15 protein-coding genes are annotated in these 18,253 nt (G+C 49.7%); 12 read left to right on the top strand and 3 right to left on the bottom strand.

The genetic code is table 11. The annotated features are described in order from the left end of the window. Nucleotides 1–25: 25 nt before the first annotated feature. The 3 genes from AM1_RS27450 to AM1_RS27440 are packed head-to-tail and all read left to right on the top strand — an operon-like array spanning nt 26 to nt 3,418. The gene (locus tag AM1_RS27450; protein WP_202947636.1) at nt 26–397 is read left to right on the top strand and encodes a hypothetical protein; all 372 of its coding nucleotides are present in this window, start codon (nt 26–28) and stop codon (nt 395–397) included. Further along, nucleotides 384–2,420 carry an NAD(P)/FAD-dependent oxidoreductase gene (locus tag AM1_RS27445; protein WP_012166211.1) on the top strand — a complete coding sequence of 679 codons (2,037 nt, stop codon included), beginning with the start codon at nt 384–386 and terminating at the stop codon, nt 2,418–2,420. Before AM1_RS27450 ends, AM1_RS27445 begins: the two co-directional genes overlap by 14 nt. Nucleotides 2,421–2,434: 14 nt before the next feature. Continuing rightward, nucleotides 2,435–3,418 carry an NAD(P)-dependent alcohol dehydrogenase gene (locus AM1_RS27440; protein ID WP_012166210.1) on the top strand — a complete coding sequence of 328 codons (984 nt, stop codon included), beginning with the start codon at nt 2,435–2,437 and terminating at the stop codon, nt 3,416–3,418. Nucleotides 3,419–4,011: 593 nt separating this feature from the next. Here AM1_RS27440 and AM1_RS27435 read toward each other — a convergent pair. Next, nucleotides 4,012–4,551, bottom strand: a complete 540-nt coding sequence (locus AM1_RS27435; RefSeq protein WP_148215844.1) for a hypothetical protein — start codon at nt 4,549–4,551, stop codon at nt 4,012–4,014. 353 nt (nt 4,552–4,904) lie between these two features. Further along, the gene (locus AM1_RS27430; protein WP_187152909.1) at nt 4,905–5,378 is read right to left on the bottom strand and encodes a tetratricopeptide repeat protein; all 474 of its coding nucleotides are present in this window, start codon (nt 5,376–5,378) and stop codon (nt 4,905–4,907) included. A 294-nt stretch (nt 5,379–5,672) separates the two neighbouring features. Here AM1_RS27430 and AM1_RS27425 point away from each other — a divergent pair, with 294 nt between their 5' ends. Beyond that, nucleotides 5,673–7,256, top strand: a complete 1,584-nt coding sequence (locus AM1_RS27425) for an IS5-like element ISAcma17 family transposase (RefSeq protein ID WP_012161164.1) — start codon at nt 5,673–5,675, stop codon at nt 7,254–7,256. Between the two features lie 56 nt (nt 7,257–7,312). Continuing rightward, the gene (locus AM1_RS27420; protein ID WP_071819972.1) at nt 7,313–7,792 is read left to right on the top strand and encodes a GFA family protein; all 480 of its coding nucleotides are present in this window, start codon (nt 7,313–7,315) and stop codon (nt 7,790–7,792) included. A 14-nt stretch (nt 7,793–7,806) separates the two neighbouring features. Here AM1_RS27420 and crtL read toward each other — a convergent pair whose 3' ends face one another. Further along, complete coding sequence (gene crtL / locus AM1_RS27415; protein ID WP_012166204.1) at nt 7,807–9,042, bottom strand: lycopene beta cyclase; 1,236 nt, start codon at nt 9,040–9,042, stop codon at nt 7,807–7,809. A gap of 238 nt (nt 9,043–9,280) precedes the next feature. On the opposite strand from crtL, the gene AM1_RS27410 reads away from it, so the two are divergent. The 7 genes from AM1_RS27410 (at nt 9,281) to AM1_RS27380 (ending at nt 18,039) form a co-directional block, all read left to right on the top strand. Next, a complete protein-coding gene (locus tag AM1_RS27410) occupies nt 9,281–9,892 on the top strand; it encodes a DcrB-related protein (RefSeq protein ID WP_148215843.1) in 612 nt (203 codons plus the stop codon). A gap of 160 nt (nt 9,893–10,052) precedes the next feature. Then, nucleotides 10,053–10,826 carry a hypothetical protein gene (locus AM1_RS27405; RefSeq protein ID WP_012166201.1) on the top strand — a complete coding sequence of 258 codons (774 nt, stop codon included), beginning with the start codon at nt 10,053–10,055 and terminating at the stop codon, nt 10,824–10,826. Between the two features lie 147 nt (nt 10,827–10,973). After that, nucleotides 10,974–11,348, top strand: coding sequence for a VOC family protein (locus tag AM1_RS27400; RefSeq protein ID WP_041661079.1), 375 nt, complete (start codon nt 10,974–10,976; stop codon nt 11,346–11,348). Nucleotides 11,349–11,781: 433 nt separating this feature from the next. Next, nucleotides 11,782–15,291, top strand: a complete 3,510-nt coding sequence (locus tag AM1_RS27395) for a WD40 domain-containing protein (RefSeq protein WP_012166200.1) — start codon at nt 11,782–11,784, stop codon at nt 15,289–15,291. Then, entirely contained in the window at nt 15,288–16,943 is a 1,656-nt protein-coding gene (locus AM1_RS27390; RefSeq protein WP_012166199.1) for a hybrid sensor histidine kinase/response regulator, read from the top strand. Before AM1_RS27395 ends, AM1_RS27390 begins: the two co-directional genes overlap by 4 nt. Before the next feature lie 19 nt (nt 16,944–16,962). Continuing rightward, nucleotides 16,963–17,412: a response regulator gene (locus AM1_RS27385; protein WP_012166198.1), complete on the top strand. Its 450-nt coding sequence runs from the start codon at nt 16,963–16,965 to the stop codon at nt 17,410–17,412. 267 nt (nt 17,413–17,679) lie between these two features. Continuing rightward, nucleotides 17,680–18,039 carry a hypothetical protein gene (locus AM1_RS27380; RefSeq protein ID WP_012166197.1) on the top strand — a complete coding sequence of 120 codons (360 nt, stop codon included), beginning with the start codon at nt 17,680–17,682 and terminating at the stop codon, nt 18,037–18,039. Nucleotides 18,040–18,253: the final 214 nt, after the last annotated feature.

Genomic DNA, 18,253 nt, shown 5'->3' with positions numbered 1-18,253 from the left:
ATCACCATCTCATTCACCACATGTGGTGACGACGCCTCCCCACATCTCTTCATATCTTCAGATTGCAGCCAAGAGCCAAGCCAACGGCTCTACACAAGCAAAGTGTACGGGGCACAACATGAGTGATCAGCACGTATTACCTGAAGAACAGGGCCAACCTGATCTTTACGAAATTCGCATCAAGGGCCACCTGAATGATCGCTGGACTCCATGGTTTGAGGGCCTAACGATCATCCTAGAAGACGACGGCAATACACTGTTGACTGGCCCAGTGGTTGATCAGGCAGCCCTGCATGGACTGCTCAAAAAAGTGCGGGATTTAGGTGTACCGCTGATTTCACTCATTCGTGTTACCCCCAGCACCACAAAGGAGACAACTAACCATGAAACCCCTTAATGCCTCTCCCCCAATCAGTCAGCCTATAAACTCAACAACGGCTCAAAAAAATGCAGGTCACCGTCTACCTGTCGGTAGAATCGACGTAGCCATTATCGGTTCTGGAATTGCAGGGTCCACCCTGGGGGCAATTCTGGCTCGCCAGGGACTCAAGGTCATTCTCTTTGAGGCCGGGAGTCATCCCAAATTTGCCATTGGCGAGTCGATGATTTTAGAAACCTCTGAGATGATGCGATCGCTTTCCGAGCGCTACGACATCCCAGAATTAGCCTACTTCAGTTCTGAAAACTACTTCGAGCGCATCGGCACCTCCCACGGCGTCAAACGCCACTTCAGCTTTGCCCACCACAGCGAGGGACAACCGTTCGATCAACAGCGCACTCTTCAGGCGGTGATTCCGAAACAACCCTACGGTCACGAGCTACATCTCTATCGGCAAGACACCGATTACTTTTTGATGACGGTAGCGATTCGCTATGGCGCACAGGTAATGCAAAATACTCCGGTGCAATCAGTGGAGATTAATGAAGTCGGAGTGGCACTGCTAACCCAATCTGGGGAACAGTTCGAGGCCGATTATATCGTTGATGCGGGAGGCTTTCGCTCTCTACTCGCTGAGCAGTTTGATCTGCGGCACCATAATTTGCAGACTCACTCGCGGGCCATTTTTACCCATATGGTTGATGTCCCCTGCTTCCATGAGGTGACAGCCCCAAAGGAAACCTATCAGCTACCGTTTCAGCTTTCCGAAGGCACTTTGCATCACGTCTTTAAGGGGGGTTGGCTGTGGGTGATTCCCTTTGATAACCACGCCAAATCCACAAATCCCCTGTGCAGTGTGGGGTTGATGCTGGACCCTAGGGTATATCCGGCTCAACCGGAACTGAGTCCCGAAGTCGAGTTTTTCCAATTCATTGAGCGCTTTCCGAGCATCGCTGAGCAATTTCGGCAGGCGAAAGCCGTACGGAACTGGACCCGCACCGGACGGATTCAATACAGTGCCAAGCAGGTGGTGGGCGATCGCTTCTGCCTCCTGGGGCAAGCGGCTGGGTTTATCGATCCGCTCTTCTCCAAAGGGCTTTACACCGCATTGGCCTGTACGTCTGCACTGGCAGAGCGATTACTGACCGCGAAAGAAACGGGCGATTATTCGGCGGCTTACTTTCGATCTGTCGAGGCGCTAACCCTGGCCTATATTCAAGCTAATGATCAGTTAGTCACCCATGCCTACCAATCCTTTTCAGATTACCGATTATGGTCACCGTTCTCTGTTCTTTGGTTGACGGGCGCTTATCTGGAGCTAGTGAAGCTGACGAGTAGCCGTGCACTAGCAATAAACCGACAAGAGTATGATCAGCAGCTCCAAACGCTGAGGTTAGCAGGCGGTGGTTTCCCGGAGTTTGAGCAGTTGGCCCAGCACATCTATACCCTGGTGGATAGAACGACCTTAAGCCGAGATATACCGAAGTTAGCACAGCAGATGACTCAGCAGCTTGAACAGGCATCCTGGATGCCGCAGGTCTTCAAGGCAGTGCTGAATGGGAAAAATCATCTCCCGAGTAACAAGCTTCATCCCCGACTTTTAAGGTCCAAGAAAGGTTTTATGGGAACGGGGCAATACCAAACTCACTTTTTCGGAGATCGCACTTTACCGTTCTTTCTGAGCTTCTATCTGCGGGAGCGGATAAAGTATTCCCAACGACTGCTGCAGTTCAAACGAGATCTCAAACTATGGAATAGAGGATTGCTCCATCCAGTGAGGTGGAGTGCTGCAGTCAGCAGAGTAATGCCGCTGACACTTGCAACCCTGGTAACAACCTATCTGTCTATCCCTCAAAGCTACCGATTCTCGATTGAAAATCGTTCAGACCACAGCCTCATCAACGTTCTTGCTAACCCAACCCAGTTTCAACTCAACTGTAGCAGTTTTGTCAGTGACGTTGTTGATGTGAGGATGTCGGGCGATCTCCCCACCTTTGCCATTAAAACTCCCTGCAACATTCAGTCCACAAACAACCAATAACGAGGAAGAAACCCATGAAAGCAATTCATTTCTACCAATATGGTTCTCCAGACGTACTTCAACTCCAAGAGATTGAAAAGCCTGTCATTGGCGACCATGATGTCCTAGTCAAAGTTCGCGCAGCAGCCACAAATCCTAAAGATTGGCACATCATGCGGGGCAGCCCCTACTTCCTGCGACTGTTCTTCGGTCTACTCAAACCCAAAGATCCCAGCCTCGGCGCTGAGCTTGCTGGACAGGTAGAAGCCGTAGGCAAACACGTCACCCAGTTTCAGCCTGGAGTTGAAGTCTATGGTCGTATTGATGGCTCCTTTGCTGAATATAGTTGTGTCCAGGAACAGGAGGCACTAGTATCCAAGCCAGCCAATCTATCCTTCGAGGAAGCCGCTAGTGTTCCTCTCGCAGCATTAACCGCGTTGCAAGGATTGCGAGATGCAGGACAGCTTCAGTCTGGGCAGACAGTGTTGATCAACGGAGCCTCAGGGGGTGTCGGCACCTATGCTGTTCAGATTGCGAAAGCGTTTGGTGCTGTGGTCATCGGTGTGTGCAGTACTCGGAATGTGGAGAGGATGTATTCCATTGGTGCAGACCGGGTGATTGACTACACTCAAGCAGACTTCACGCGGGATCCAGCTTTAAGCAAAGCGGGCTGTGACCTGATGCTGGATATGATTGGCAATCGATCGCTATTCGAGTGCGTTCGGGTGATGAACCAGCATGGAAGATATGTCCTCATTGGTGGGCCAGAAGGGAGTGGCATCCTGGGACCACTGGGGCATTTCCTCAAAGCCCTCCTGATATCACCGTTCGTGGAGCAGAAGGTTACCTCTCTGGATATGAAACGCAACAAGGCCGATCTACTCCTTTTGAAAGAGATGATCGAAATTGGGCAAGTTACACCTGTCATTGACAGGCACTACCCACTGAACCAAGTCCCGGAAGCCATCCGATATTTAGAAACAGGTCACGCCCAAGGGAAGGTTGTCATTAGCGTGTGAGGATTCGACAACGGGTGAGGGCGGGTAGCAAGCTAATGAGGTTGCTACCCCCACCTTAAATCCCCACTTCTGGGGACCACATCTCCCTAGATCAGTTTGTATTGTCAGGGTTAAGCAAGGCAATTTGCTAATGAGTATAAGGTTATAAATCAAGAAAAATAGGTTCAATATCCTTATCCAGGCCCTCTATCAAATCTGCGAAGCAACTTCTACGCTCACCAGTAAGTCAATTTCTTCACGAGTTGATGATCCGTGTAGTTAAGCCAATCTGAAGCATCTTTCGCACAATCAGAATGAGGTGTACCCAGTTCATACATGGAGTTCTTTGTCGTCACATACACTCGACCAGTTTTGGTCAATCAACCTTGAATTGGTGAGGATTTCAGTGATTTTCCTGCTGGATATTTAGGATGGTTAAAGATCTGCCTTCGAATAATCACTTGATTCCTAATGTCAATGCAACGCCAAGATTCAATCACTGGTACGTTGAGTGATGTTGTGCTGGATGCTGTTAGCGTGGGCTGAGAATGTTCTAAATAATAATAGATCCTAAACCCCTAATGACGTGATTTTCCTACTGTCCAAAGAGTCTGCTAATCATCAATTTCAAACCTATCATCTTGGTCTGATTGGTCCACTTCAAAGGGTAAGGATGGTGCAGGGCGTTTAAGAATAGGAGGAGTAATGACGATGGAGGGTTTCTGAACTGTAACGTGGGATGGGACAGGTTGGGTGGCAATCACAGGCTTAGGAAGTGGTGCAGGCCGAACATTCGGCTGAGACGGTGGAGTTTTTTGCGACGGCTCAGGTTGGATTTCAGCGACAGGCTGAGTCGTGGACGGTTCTGCTGGCTTGGCTGGAGAGGACTCAGGTTTGGCTGGCGAAGTAGCAGGCAATGAGGTTGGAGGAGTCATTTGGATAATAATCGGCTCAGCTTGAGGTGCTTGAGGACTCACATGAGGTCTGTAGCCTAAGGCCGTCCCGGTAATCACACCGCCAATACCAACAAAGGTCAAAAAGCGTTTCACGTAGGTTTCGCCACCGTTATAGGCTTTCAACATTTCATCGACAATGCCGAAACCGGCTTTTGCACGTTCTTTCGGCCCTGGTTGTTGTGGGACGGTTTGATTCATGATCATCACCCGTTTTGTTCTTGATGTGTTTGGCATAGGCTGCTCACCCAGCCCTTTGGGTTGTAGACAAAGACCTTCCGTTATCGGTTTACGTCAGTGCCCACCTCTGCGTCTTACCCTTTAAGATCACGTCTGGCCATGAAGTCAATGTGAAGGTTGAATGAGAAGACTCTCATAGGAGTATTGTGGAATAACCTCTAATGCTGCAATCTCCAGCGTCCCTCACCCAAATCGGCCATTGACCTCATCCATGATCGACATCAGGCTTTTCTAGGTTTTCCATCACTCATCCTTCTCCCAGAGGTCTCCCTGAATTATCCCAAGCAATCACTCCAGCTTAGGGATTTTGGCTCCTATCGTGAAAACTCAAGTTGTTTTAGGAAATTGATCGTCATCTCATATCCTTCTGGGATATTTTGCTGCTTAAATAGTTGGGCAGCAGTTTGTATATCCTGTTTGCCTTGAGTAAGGTTCCCGATTAAAACGTAGGTAGCTCTCCGGATGGCATAGGCGGCTGCAAACTCACGATTCAGTTCTATCGCTTTGTTGTAATCTGAGAATGCCCTGGAGTATTTCATCAAGTAAGTGTAGCTGATTCCTCGACTAACATAGGCAGCTGCAAACTCAGGATCTAGCTCAATCACTTTGTTTAAGTCAGCGATCGTTTTTGGGTATTCCTTTAAGTTGAGACGGGCAGTGCCACGTCTGAAGTAGGCAATTACATAGTCAGGATCAAGTTCTATGGCTTTGTCTAAGGCGATTTCTAGGAAAGACCTCACATACTTCTGAGCACAGAATGTAATAGTGATGTATTGAATCAATGGCACTGACTTAAGAAGTCAGTGCCATTGAACCTAGAGTTCGCTAGAATTTGGCGGTTGTGATCATCCTAGAGAAAACCCAAGTCCAGTCCCTCCCCTAACGAAGCGGCCCGAACTCAGGTTTTCACAGAAGTTTAGAATAACCAAGCTAAGAATAGGGGGCTGAGATAATCTCACCTAACTAGGGCTTGCTTCGGAAGTCTAAGTTCCAATATTTGCAGTGTATCCAAGTGTTGAGGGCCCTTGAGAAGTGCAAGGAAAATCATTCAAAATATTTAAAACCCTTGCACCTGCAACCCGATGTATCGCCGTCCATCCCCCGGTCAACTGTCCTTTGAGAACTTCTACTTGCCCTTTGGAGGGAAACTTTCAGGAGAGAATCGCTGGGTCAAACTAGCCGAGTTGATTCCTTGGGAGAGCTTTGAGTCAGAATATGCAGACCAATTCAGTCAGACCATGGGGGCACCTGCCAAACCCTTTCGTGTGGCCTTAGGGACCTTAATCATCAAAGAGAAACTGGGTATATCCGACGCAGAGACCGTAGAACAGATTCGAGAGAACCCCTACTTGCAGTACTTTCTGGGGTTTAGTGAATATCGAGAGAGTGCTCCGTTTGATGCCTCCATGCTGGTTCACTTTCGCCAACGGTTGAATCTAGAGCTGCTAGCTCAAGTCAATGACGCAGTCGTGGACTCTGTGCTGGCATCCGAGGGGTCTCCTGTGGCGATGTCCCCTGAGTCATCTCCTCCCTCTGACGATGATGAAGATGAGCCTCCTGCCCCTCCCAACCAGGGCCAATTGTTGATAGATGCGACCTGTGCACCAGCCGATATTCGCTATCCGACAGACTTGGATTTGCTCAATGATGCCCGCAAAGCAAGCGAAGCCATCCTCGATGCTTTATATGCTCAAGTCATGCTGTCCCTCAAGTGCAAACCTCGCACCTACCGCCAGAAGGCCCGCAAAGCCTATCTGGCCATTGCCAAAAAACGTCAACCGAGCCGCAAGCTGATTCGTAAAGGGATTCGTCAGCAGTTGGGCTATGTGCGTCGCAATCTAGCCCATATTGATGGGTTGATAACATTGGGGGCTTCCCTATCCCAATTGTCCCGGCGGCAGTACCGTCTGTTGCTGGTGATTCATGAAGTCTTTCGACAGCAAGAATGGATGTATCAACAGTCAGTACGTCGAGTGGACGACCGGATTGTCAGTATGAGTCAGCCTCATGTCCGACCGATGGTCCGAGGCAAAGCTGGAACACCCGTTGAGTTTGGAGCCAAGCTATCCCTCAGTTGTGTGCGTGGATGTGTGTTTCTGGAGCGCTTGAGTTGGGATGCGTTCAATGAATCCCAGCATCTTCAACATCAAGTGGAAGCCTTTCGTCGTCGCTTTGGCCATTATCCTTTCTCAGTCCATGCTGACCAAATCTATCGGACTCGGGCTAATCGACGATGGTGTAAAGCTCGGGGGATTCGCTTGAGTGGACCGCCGTTAGGAAGACCTCAACAAGACCCACAAGTACAGACCCAACTCAAGCAACAAGCGTGTGAGGATGAAAAGGTGAGGGTCCAGATTGAGGGTAAGTTTGGGCAGGCCAAGCGACGGTTTGGCTTGAATCGAGTGATGGCGAAGTTAGCGGATACGGCTGCCAGTGCGATTGCTATCACGTTCTTGGTCATGAATCTGGAGCGGTGGCTCAGCCACTTTTTATCGTTCATTTTTGGGGTGGGATTGCTGGTTTTGGAAAGCGTTATGGAGCTGTCAGGACTTCCTTGGGGCTTTGCTAGGGCCAGTCAAAGGATATGGCTCTGGCCGTCACAAATGGGTTGCTTGTACGATTTGATGCATGGAATTTGCTCAATTTACTTTCTCAGCAAACCCTAACTACCTGAGTAAGATACAACCGTTATTCTGTAAGTAGCCAAGGGGCGGGCCGTCAAATGTCAAAACTCGTAATACCACTACCCTTAGCAGGTGGTTGTCAGTGCGGCGAAATTCGATATGAAATAACTCTACAGCCGAAAGCCTTGTATGTCTGCCATTGCACAGAGTGTCAACAGCAATCATCAGCAAGTTTTGGATTATCTATGCCAGTTGATAGAACAGGGTTCCAATTACGGAAAGGTGTGTTGAAAACTTGGACTAGGGAGTCGGCTAGTGGTCGGCGTGTCGATTGTGCATTTTGCCCTAGCTGTGGAACGCGCATTTATCATGCACCAGAACGCAACCCAAGAATTTTTAACGTGAAGCCTGGAACCCTCGACAACACAAAATGGCTCGTGCCCGTTGCACATCTCTGGGTAGCCAGTGCTCAACCTTGGGTACAAATCCCAAATAATGTCATTCTTTATCCCCAACAGCCAGGAACCTTCGAACCAATATTTCAAGCTTGGCAGGCGTTATTGGGAAAACCCAGCTAGCGGCGATTTTACGATTAGGAAGCGACTGATTGCCAAAGCAGATTGCTTTCCTGGCCCGGCATTTGCAGCAACCCCCAGCGCAAAGAATTGGGGGCAATGGCAAATAAGCGCATCATCACTCCAACCAACTCGGGTGTCGATAGGGTATCGGCTAAAAATCCCGACCATTGATTTTTAGGCAAACTAAAGAACGTATCGAAATGCTGGTTTAATAGGCCCTGATCAAACCGCATTAACTTCTCCAGGCCAAACCGATAGAGATAGTACTTGCGGAGGCGATCTCGATTCCATAGCTCCTGCCATGCCTTCCGGGCGATCTCGGCTGGCCCAGCTTGAGCATCCTGGAGGGCGGTGGCAATCGCTGCGGCCAAACCCGGTCCACGGCGCAGCAGCGCCCCAACCATATACCCCGAAGCCGGGTGTACCATACTCGCCGCCCCACCAAAAGCCACCACAGGCTGATGGAGATCGGGCAAGGGGAGCGTCATCGGAAAGATGCAGCGTTCTACCTCCTGGACAGCAGTCACCTGAACACCTCGGGCAGCCAATCGTTGGTGCAAGCGTCGCTCTAGGAGTTCAAAACTGACTGGAGGGGCCATCGCCAGAGATGTCTCTTCCACAAAATAGACATCATCCCCAAAATCCATGGCATAGAGAAAGGTCGGCGGTTCGGTGGCCCGTTCGGTCACCGATAGATGCTCACTGCGAAAATCCTGAAGCACGAATTGTTGCGGCTCAACAGGAGGTGCAGAAAAATGTCCGACGATACCATAGGCCGTTTGAAAGGCAACCGCCCCTTGATCTGGCCGCTGGATAAACATCGGCTTGTGGCCGCTGGCATCAATCACCACCCTGACCCGTATGGATTCCCCCGCCCCCGTCGTGACGATTGAGTGCTTATGATCATGCTCTATCTGGGTGGCCTCACCTTGCTGCCATGTCACTCCCCCAGCTTCGCATTGGGCCAGCAGGTGGTTTTGCAGCTTGACTTTGTCGAATAAACCGTAGGCACGACCGTGGTTGACTTCCCCTTTACCAAAATAGGAAACACAATTGTCCCAACAATGGCCTAATAAGTCCGTTAATCCCAACGCTTCTAGTTCATCCCGCCAGATCCCGTAGGTATTCGGCCAGACTTGCCTCAGCGGACTAGCCGTCAGGCTGCCGACGTTTACGCCTTGCTCAGCCAAAGCCGCCGCAATAATCATCCCAGCGGGGCCTGCTCCAACTACCAGCGCATCAAAATCCAACCTAGCCGTGTCCTTTTTAAAGATTACCCAAGGGAGAACTCATCCCCGGTCTTCCATCGAACTTTAACATGCAGTTGAATACGGATAAAATCCTCCTCGATCACTCTAATGCTTTGCCACAATTTGATTCCAGAGTAGACCTGAGCTTAATTCGGGCATCATCCCTCTGCATTGGCCCATCCCCACCTTGAGTTCAGGAAATAAGCATCGTAAACCCTAGAACAATTTGCTGCTCTACTTGTCTTCAGCCTATAAGAAACTAGTTTTTGCTCATGTGTCTATACTCTTGCTAAACTCCCTCTTATTTAGAAGAGATATTTCAGGCTTTGATATGTTTCTACGGTCGAAAAAGATTATTGTGGTTATGCTTATTTCTATAATGATTTTTTCTTGCAGAAATATTGATAACAAAACAGTGAAATATAAGGATATTAACTTTCAAATTCCTTCGTCATGGCAATCTGAAGCGCTTAACGATGTAGATGGGCTACTGGTTATAAATTCTGTTTCTGAGGAAGCTTGGCAAGCTAATGTATTCTTTGAATTTAGAAGAGATAGTGAGAATAGAAGTCTAAAGCAATCTTTGAGTGATTTAAGTAGGTCCTTAAAAGAGCAGAAGAAAAATTTCCAAAGAATCTTAGCTGATGAATTTGAACTTGATAATGGTATCAATGTGGGTCGATTAGAATATACGCATCAGATCGATCACATTCAGCTACATAGCTGGGAACTTATTTTTAGATTAAATGGGAGAACAAGACTATTTGTTGCTGCATCAGCAGAGAGCAGTCTTTGGGAGCGTGATCGTCAAGTTTTTGATAAGATTATCCAATCAATTAACGTAGACTAACGCCTTTTACGGTTTTTGGGTGATCGTAATTTGTGAGCATATTGCAGTTTTTAGACGTTTTCAAACCATGTGCTGCAAAGGACGCTCAAACTTTCCGACAGGTTGAACTCTTTAAAATATTGCTCGTGCCCCTGAGTACGAGCTGTTAGCTGACAAAGGCATGTTTGAGCAACTTAAGAGCACGTATCAGTCGCAGCTCCTACGAGACCCGAATAAGGAATTTGGCCCGGAATATGTCCGGACAACTGACTTAGAACGACGCCTCGTTGATGAATACGGGTTCGACGCCATTCGGCTCATTTATCTCAATCGTGGTACTGTATTGCACCCATTGGGCGAAATGCCCGAATACTGCCCTTGGGCTCACGTGGGCAATCTCAATATTCAAGCTGCTATCGACAATCTGTTCGCCCCAATCGCCGTTGAAATTCCCAGTTTACTGAGTGTGCTGAGAGGCCGCTGCAGCCACTTGTATGCTGAAGAAAAAGATGGCTTTTGGGTACTTCACTACTTTCTTGACATGGTGCTGTACGACGGTCGCCAATATTATCACGTCTACACGGGTGGCTTACCAAATACCGACGTCCAACCAAACTTATGCTTGACCGAATTCGACTGGGTGGTCCCGCCTGATCTCACGAGACTGTACGCAGTTCATGATGGATTTGGACCAATTCTCGGTAGCCAAGACATCTCGGTAATGGCCAAGATGATGGACCCGATTTGCAAAGAGCAAAACGTGTATCCAGAGGACTACCGTTACTCTGACCTTCTTGAGTTCCACCAAGATGGTACCGGAAATGCTCAGTGTTTCTACCGTCAAGCTGATACGTACACTACCGTAGACTGGGACCACGAGACTTGGGAGATTTCGGGCTCGCAAGACTGCTTTGATTACATCGACGAGCGACTCAGTCAACTTGATGAAGAGTGAGTATGTAGCCAGCTAACAATAGCGTTAACCGAAGCGGCGAATCCGGCGAAAATTGAAATCAACACGTAACCTCGCTGCCCGGTTATGCTGATCGTTAGGCCATGTAAAACACTACCGCTGACCCAGCAAAGTACAACAGGGGAACTCGTGTTTGACCATATAAAGTTCGGCGTTCGCGACTTTGCGCTAAGCAGAAACTTCTACCTTAAAGCGCTCGAACCAATTGGAGTGACTGTAGTCACGGATTGGCCGCCAAACGGTGCTGAGCTTAGTCAACCAGCAGGCACGAGTTCCCTATGCCTGTACCAAACGGAAGAGACGCCCGCGCATCTACACATTGCATTTGTAGCCGAGAGCCGGCATCAGGTCGACGCGTTCTATCGAGCCGCCCTCAACGCAGGCGGGCAAGACAACGGACCGCCTGGACTACGTCCTCAGTACAGTGGGCAGTACTATGCGGCATATGTTCTTGATCCAGACGGACACAACATTGAAGCGGTCTGCCATGAGACCGAGACCTAACACAGTCGGAATTCTGGTTAAAAAAAGGAACAGTAGTGGTCGCCCCCAGCCTAACAAGCGTATGCACACGGACTGCCAAACCGTAACGTGCTTTGTCAGCCTATGATGCGAGGCGTTACACGACACTAACTTCATGAAAACGAACCAAAAAATTCTATTTGGTCCACTTAAGATCAGAAAGATTATTCAACTAGCATCGAGATCGGATAGGTCTGAAAGATCCAGAAAGCTATGAGGGGAAAAGGTTCTGCGTTTTTATTCTTCACCGAATGATCTCGTAGACATCTCCTAGCCACCAGTCACTTTTCTAGTGTATGTGACACTAATTCTGGAAAACGGAAATAATTCTGGAATGTACACCAGCAATGGATAATCTAGAAACTGTTGTCCACTAGTGTATCTGTAATACCCCCAGAGCAGTACCCTAGTCAGTATGGATCATCAATCTTCTGCACCCCAGCGTCAGCGCGGATTCTCACTGACGCCCCTCGGGATGATGAAACTGCAGCAACGGTTACTCGCATTAGAAGCCCAAACGGGCGTAAAACATAATGCCGCCCGCATTGCCCAACAGATTCAAATGATTGATCCCAAGGGCTTGCACCCTACCACTGTCCGCAAGATTCTGCGCCAAGAAACCGTAGACTTCACCACCCTGCAGGTTCTGTTTTATGGATTAGCCCTCGACTTGGCCCCAGAGGATTGTGAGCAACCTTCACCCCTCCAGACCGTCCCCACTCAACAGGATTGGGGTGGAGCACCCGACATCACCCCCTTTTATGGCCGCCATCAAGCCTTAAAAACCGTCAGCCACTTGATCGTCACGGATCGCTGTCGTTTAGTCACCCTGCTGGGCATGGGCGGCATGGGAAAAACGGCCCTCTCCGTCAAGCTGGCCCAACAGGTTCAAAATCAATTTACAACCCTGATCTGGCGATCCCTGCGCAACGCTCCCCCCATCGAGATGCTGTTACTGGACTACCTGCAAGTCTTGTCTGGGAAACGGGAAGCTGACCTGCCCCAGCACTTGGATGGCCAAATCACTCAACTCATCAACTACTTGCGCCAGTCTCGATGTTTGTTGATTCTTGATAATGTGGAGTCTATCCTGGAGCGCGGTCGTCCTGCTGGCCGGTATCAGTCTGACTTTCAAGGGTATGGGGAGCTGCTACACCACATCGCCAGCACTCACCATCAAAGCTGCTTAATCCTAACCAGCCGTGAAAAGCCCCAAGGGATAGCAGCCTTGGAAGGGGAAGCCTCACCCGTTCGCACTTACCTGCTCCAGGGCTTAGAAACATCAACCGGTCAGGAACTTCTTAGTCAAAAAGGCTTGATCCATCTCAATTCCGCCACTAGTCAGCTCGTTGCAACCTATCAGGGCAATCCCCTTGCCCTTAAGATTGTTGCCACCGCCATTCAAGATCTCTTTGCTGGTGATATCCAAGGGTTTCTCGACCAAGAACAAATTGCTTTTAGTGAAATCCGTCTCCTGCTGGATCAACAGTTTGACCGGTTATCTTCCTTAGAACAACAGGTCCTGTATTGGCTTGCGATCGCACGCACCCCCATCTCTCTCCAAACCCTCCAAGCTGAAATTCTCGTTCCCTCAACTCATCTTCTAGAAACCATCGAATCCATTGATCGGCGCTCACTGTTGGAACGGGATAGCACCGTATTTCAGCTGACCCTGCAGCCCGTGATTATGGAGTATGTTTGCGATCGCTTGATTGATACCGTCAGTGCAGACCTCCTTGATCAGCCCCTGCCTGAGACCTCCCTATTTTACTCCCATGCCCTGATCAAAGCAGACAGCCCAGACTATCTGCGCGACTGCCAAATTCGCTTGGTGTTGGCCCCTATAGCCGAACGGCTTCTAAAGAGACTGGGCAGCCCCACCCAGATTGAGGTTCATATTAAGCAGATACTGTCACAACTCTCGTCGCAGCCCAGCTATGCTGCGGGCAATCTTCTCAATCTGCTGGTGTACTTCAATATCGATCTCACAGGCTATGACTTTTCCCATCTCACCGTTTGGCAAGCCTATCTCCAAGGAATTAACCTGCACCGTGTAAGTTTTAAGAATACTGATATCGCTAACAGCGTTTTCACCCAGACCTTTGGCGATATCTGTGACGCCACGTTTAGCCCCAACGGCGAATGGGTCGCCACTGCCCATACCGATGGCATTCCTAGAATCTGGCGAGTTAACGATGGCAAGCTGTTATTTTCCTGCCAGGCCCATCCAGAAACCATCTGGTCCATTGCCTTTAGCCCCAATGGTCAAACCCTCGCCAGCGGCAGCTTCGATCAAACCATTTCGCTCTGGGATCTGGAGCAGGGCCAGGGACAACAAACTCTCTGCGGCCATCAGGATCGGATTTGGTCCATTGCCTTTAGCCCAAAGGGTCAAACTCTGGTCAGTGGCAGTAATGACTGCACCCTTCGCCTTTGGGATGTGACGACAGGAACCTGTATTCGCATCTTGACCGGGCATACTGATGGCGTCACTGCCGTTGCCTACCATCCAGAGGGGGAATGGATCGCCAGTGGCAGTGCTGATCAAACGGTTCGACTGTGGCATCCAACCTCTAGGCTCCTAGCCACTTTCACCGGACATTCCCTACCCATTACCTGTATTGCCGTGAGTCCCGATGGCCAATATTTAGCCAGCAGCGATGCCCAAACGATTCGTCTCTGGCAGGTGAGCACCCAGGAATGCATTCATGTGATTGAGGCGTTAACGTCTGTATGGTCGATGGCCTTTAGTGCGGATGGAGAAATATTAGGGGCAGGCGATCGCCAATTCCTCAAATGTTGGCGAGTTCCCACCGGAGAACTGCTGCAGTCCCAGGCCACATACGACCGTCAAATCTGGGCCGTCGACTTTAGTCAGAATGGTCTGCTTCTAGCTTGCGATAAGCAAATGCTAGGAGTCTGGCAGCTACAGCAGGACCTACAGCGACTCTGCACTCTTCAAGGCTATACCAACGGGGTTTGGTCTGTAGCGATAAGTCCAGATGGTCAAACCGTTGCTAGCGGCAGTACCGATCATGTGGTTAGGCTGTGGGATCTAAATCAGCAGCATTGTCGGCAGCGCCATCTACAATCCTCAGCTCGCCAAGTCACTTTTAGCCCCGATGGGCAACTTGTTGCCAGCGGTGGAGAAGATGGCTCCGTCCAGCTTTGGGAGCCTGGAACCGGGCGGCAGTTTACCATGACCCCTCGCCATAGTGGCCCGATATGGGCAATTGCCTTTAGCCCCGACGGTCAGACCCTTGTTAGTGGCAGTGCTGACCATCAGATTCGGCTTTGGGATGTCGTTAATCACCACACCCTCAGGACATTCACTGGCCATGACAGCTGGGTCTTATCCATCACTTTCTCGGACAATATCCTGATCAGTGGTAGTGCGGATCAAACCATTAAAGTATGGGATATGCGCACTGGTGACTGTTGCCACACCTTGACCGGGCATACTGGCAGCGTTTGGTCCGTCAGTGCCGCTAGAGATATCCTGGCAACGGCCAGTGAAGACCGGATGATCCGACTTTGGCATCTCTCCACAGCAGACTGTTACCAAATCCTGAAAGGTCATAGTAGCCTCGCTTTGACTGTCCAAATCAGTCCAGATGGGCAATATATTGCCAGCGGCAGTGCGGACAACACCGTTCGACTCTGGGATGCTCGGACAGGACAATGTCTCCAGATTCTCACCGGGCATACCCACTCGGTCTGGTCCGTAGCTTTCACCCCCGATAGTCAATATTTGGTAAGTGGGGGACAAGACGGCACCTTACGGCTGTGGTCCCTAGCGTCTGGTCAACCGTTAGGAACCCTGTCCCTAGAGCGCCCCTACGAAGGACTGGATATTTCAGGAACGCGGGGCCTCACGGAATCGCGCCGCCAGATGCTGCACCGCTTGGGAGCGATTGAATCATGACGCCCGACCGTACCCTTCACTTGTTAGAAGTCCTAACCTCTCTAAGTTACCGCCAGAGTGATCTGAACGCTTATCTAACAACCGTTGTCTCAGGAATCAGCCAACTGATTGGTACCGACTGGTCCATCGTCACCCTCTGCCAAGGGGAGCAATATCAAATCCTGGCCAGTAGCGTGGAAATGGACAATGCCGAAACCGTTTGGAACTTGCATGGGTCCATCACCAATTGCGTGGTGGAACAGGGGGCCACACTAATGGTGGAGGATTCGGCTCACGATCCAATCGGGCAGATGCCCGCAGGCTATGCAGCCTACCTGGGGATTCCCATTAAAACCCCAATGGGGAAAGTCTTAGGCACCGTCTGTTCGTTTTATCGACAGCCCCATCGCTGTACAGAGGAAGAGGTCCAGTTCGCTGAGGTCCTAGCAGAACGGGCTGCGATCGCAATCGACAACTACCAGCTCTATCAACGTCAGCAGCTAGTAAATGCCCAGTATCGGCAACTCAGTGAGCAGTTAGTGATTGTCAATGCTGCTCTAGAACGAGCGGCAGGGCTTAAGGATGAGTTCCTATCCACCATGAGTCATGAGCTACGCACCCCGTTAACGGCCATTATCGGCTTGGCTGAAGTCCTGCGGGAAGAAGTTTACGGTTCCCTCAATCCCAAACAACTAAAGTCCGTTTGCACCATTGAAGAGAGTGGTGAGACCCTCCTGACTCAGCTGAATGATTTAATTGATCTGTCCAAAATTGAGTCTGGTAATTTGGTCTTAGAGCGAAGGCGAGTCTCAATTAGTGCCTTGGTTGAGAGCTGCCTAGCAATGGTTCGACCACAGGCCCAAAAACAGAACATTACCTTGAGCCACCATATTCCCACGGATTTAGCGGAGGTCACCGGAGACGAGCTGCGTCTCCGCCAAGTCTTACAGAATTTGATCAGCAATGCCCTCAAATTTACGCCTCAGGGCGGTGCAGTATCCGTACAGGCAACAGCAGACACTGAACAGGTCCAAGTTAGGGTCACCGATACTGGGATTGGTATTGCTACGGCGGATCTCGCCAACATCTTTGAACCCTTTGTGCAGTTGGATAGTTCCTGGGCGCGCCCCTATCCCGGCACTGGATTAGGGTTAACCCTAGTGCAGCGCCTCATCCATCTCCATGGCGGTACCGTTCAGGTGGAGAGTGAAGTGGGTAGTGGCAGCACCTTTATCGTCACGCTACCCTGCTCTTATGTCTCTGCTGAGAAAGCAAAACCCACCGTTTCGCCCCATCAACCTCAGAATATCTCTGAGCCGTTGATCTTGCTGGCTGAAGATCGAGAAGCCATTGTTTTGTTGCTCACGGATTATCTGGAAGAACAGGGATGCCGAGTTGCGATCGCAACAGACGGCCAAACCGCCATCGACCTCGCCAAAACTCAAATTCCAGACTTAATCTTTATGGATATTCGCTTACCCCAAGTGGATGGATTAGAAGCCACTCGACAAATTCGAACCCATCTCCCTGATACTCCTATCATTGCGCTCACAGCCTTGTTAATGCCTGAGGATCAAGAGCGCTTCCTCGCCGCTGGATTTAGTGACTCTCTCTCAAAACCCTTGAAGATGGAGCAACTCACCCAGATGCTAACTAAACACCTCCAGATTTAGCGATGTTGTAGGAATCATTATGGATAGTAAACAACATTCCATCCTTGTCATTGATGACGAAGAGCGGGTCTTCGACGTGATTGAGGGGTTACTCCTGCGGGAAGGCTATCAGTTGACTTATGCTGCCAGCGGCCCAGCGGCCATTCAGCAGATGGATTCCCTGCAGCCCGACGTCATTCTGCTCGATGTCATGATGCCGCAAATGGATGGCATTGAAGTCTGTCGCCAGATTAAAGCCAACCCCAACTGGAAGCATATTCCCATCATCATCGTCACTGCCCTTACTTCCAAAGAAGATTTGGCCCGCTCCTTAGATGCTGGAGCAGATGACTTTATCTCTAAACCCATCAATAGCCTGGAGTTACGGGCACGAGTCCGCTCCATGTTACGGATCAAAATTCAGTATGACGCCCTAGCTGCGACCCTCCGCCTTCGAACGCTCAACCTATTTGATGCCTTTTTGAGCTAGCCATCCCACCCAAAACAGCATCAAATAAGGTAGTGTCAGACACAGAAAATTCTGATATTTCTGCATTAATCGGATAATTTCATTCGAACCGCAAGATTTTGTTATCTCCTGCAAAAAACTAAAAGACTCCCTAGGAGGGGCAACCGATAGGGTGATTACGCAACCAATCTATCAACCGATCTTTGCTTGAACTAGGGATATCTTCCCATTCGATGAAAAGGCAGATAGACGATTGGGTGCAGTTCACCGTATATGAGATCTTAAAGAATGGCTCTCCCCGGTAAAGTTAGCTCCATTGCTTCACTGATTGCATTGAGTATGGCCGCTCCTGCTGCTGCAGTCCCCTTACAAAAAACTCAGTCCAACTTACCCACCCAACCCAATTCAAGCTTTTTGATTGCTTCTCCGTTCCGGAAAGAAATCAGCCCAGCCTACCAAAGACGGAAGAAGTTAATGGAAATGCTGGTTATGCAGATGGAAATCTCTGAAATGGCAGCAGAATTCCTAAAATCTGATGATCCTGAAGTCAAAGGACTCGCCAAAGAAATGATGGAAAGTAGCGACAATCTCTCTTCTCGGATCCTGAATATGTTGTCTCCAGAAAAGACATCCAAGACGGATCCTTAGTCAGGGCCTTTCACAGAGCTGTGGCAGCTCTCGATTCAACAGCTCTGTGTCATGTCTCAATCGTTCATAAGTGGTACAACGACTCCTTACCCTAGGGATATCAGTGCTTGCATCAGCATCACATTGCATTAGCATCACAATTCTCAGGCAGATTGAAGTCCCCTTTGTCTGGTGGGGCAGCTGATCCTAAAGGTGTATCAATCTAGCAATCGGC

Source organism: Acaryochloris marina MBIC11017, from assembly GCF_000018105.1.
Lineage (GTDB): Bacteria > Cyanobacteriota > Cyanobacteriia > Thermosynechococcales > Thermosynechococcaceae > Acaryochloris > Acaryochloris marina.
The sequence above is the reverse complement of the archived record's forward strand: the minus strand, read 5'-3'. Positions and strand labels throughout refer to the sequence as shown.

Bases quoted from the DNA above. Each gene is read 5' to 3' on its own strand.
- AM1_RS27435 (WP_148215844.1), bottom strand. From the start codon at position 4,551: ATGAATCAAACCGTCCCACAACAACCAGGGCCGAAAGAACGTGCAAAA.
- AM1_RS27425 (WP_012161164.1), top strand. From the start codon at position 5,673: ATGTATCGCCGTCCATCCCCCGGTCAACTGTCCTTTGAGAACTTCTAC.
- AM1_RS27385 (WP_012166198.1), top strand. From the start codon at position 16,963: ATGGATAGTAAACAACATTCCATCCTTGTCATTGATGACGAAGAGCGG.
- AM1_RS27405 (WP_012166201.1), top strand. From the start codon at position 10,053: ATGTTTGAGCAACTTAAGAGCACGTATCAGTCGCAGCTCCTACGAGAC.
- AM1_RS27390 (WP_012166199.1), top strand. From the start codon at position 15,288: ATGACGCCCGACCGTACCCTTCACTTGTTAGAAGTCCTAACCTCTCTA.
- AM1_RS27395 (WP_012166200.1), top strand. From the start codon at position 11,782: ATGGATCATCAATCTTCTGCACCCCAGCGTCAGCGCGGATTCTCACTG.
- AM1_RS27445 (WP_012166211.1), top strand. From the start codon at position 384: ATGAAACCCCTTAATGCCTCTCCCCCAATCAGTCAGCCTATAAACTCA.
- AM1_RS27420 (WP_071819972.1), top strand. From the start codon at position 7,313: ATGTCAAAACTCGTAATACCACTACCCTTAGCAGGTGGTTGTCAGTGC.
- AM1_RS27380 (WP_012166197.1), top strand. From the start codon at position 17,680: ATGGCTCTCCCCGGTAAAGTTAGCTCCATTGCTTCACTGATTGCATTG.
- AM1_RS27440 (WP_012166210.1), top strand. From the start codon at position 2,435: ATGAAAGCAATTCATTTCTACCAATATGGTTCTCCAGACGTACTTCAA.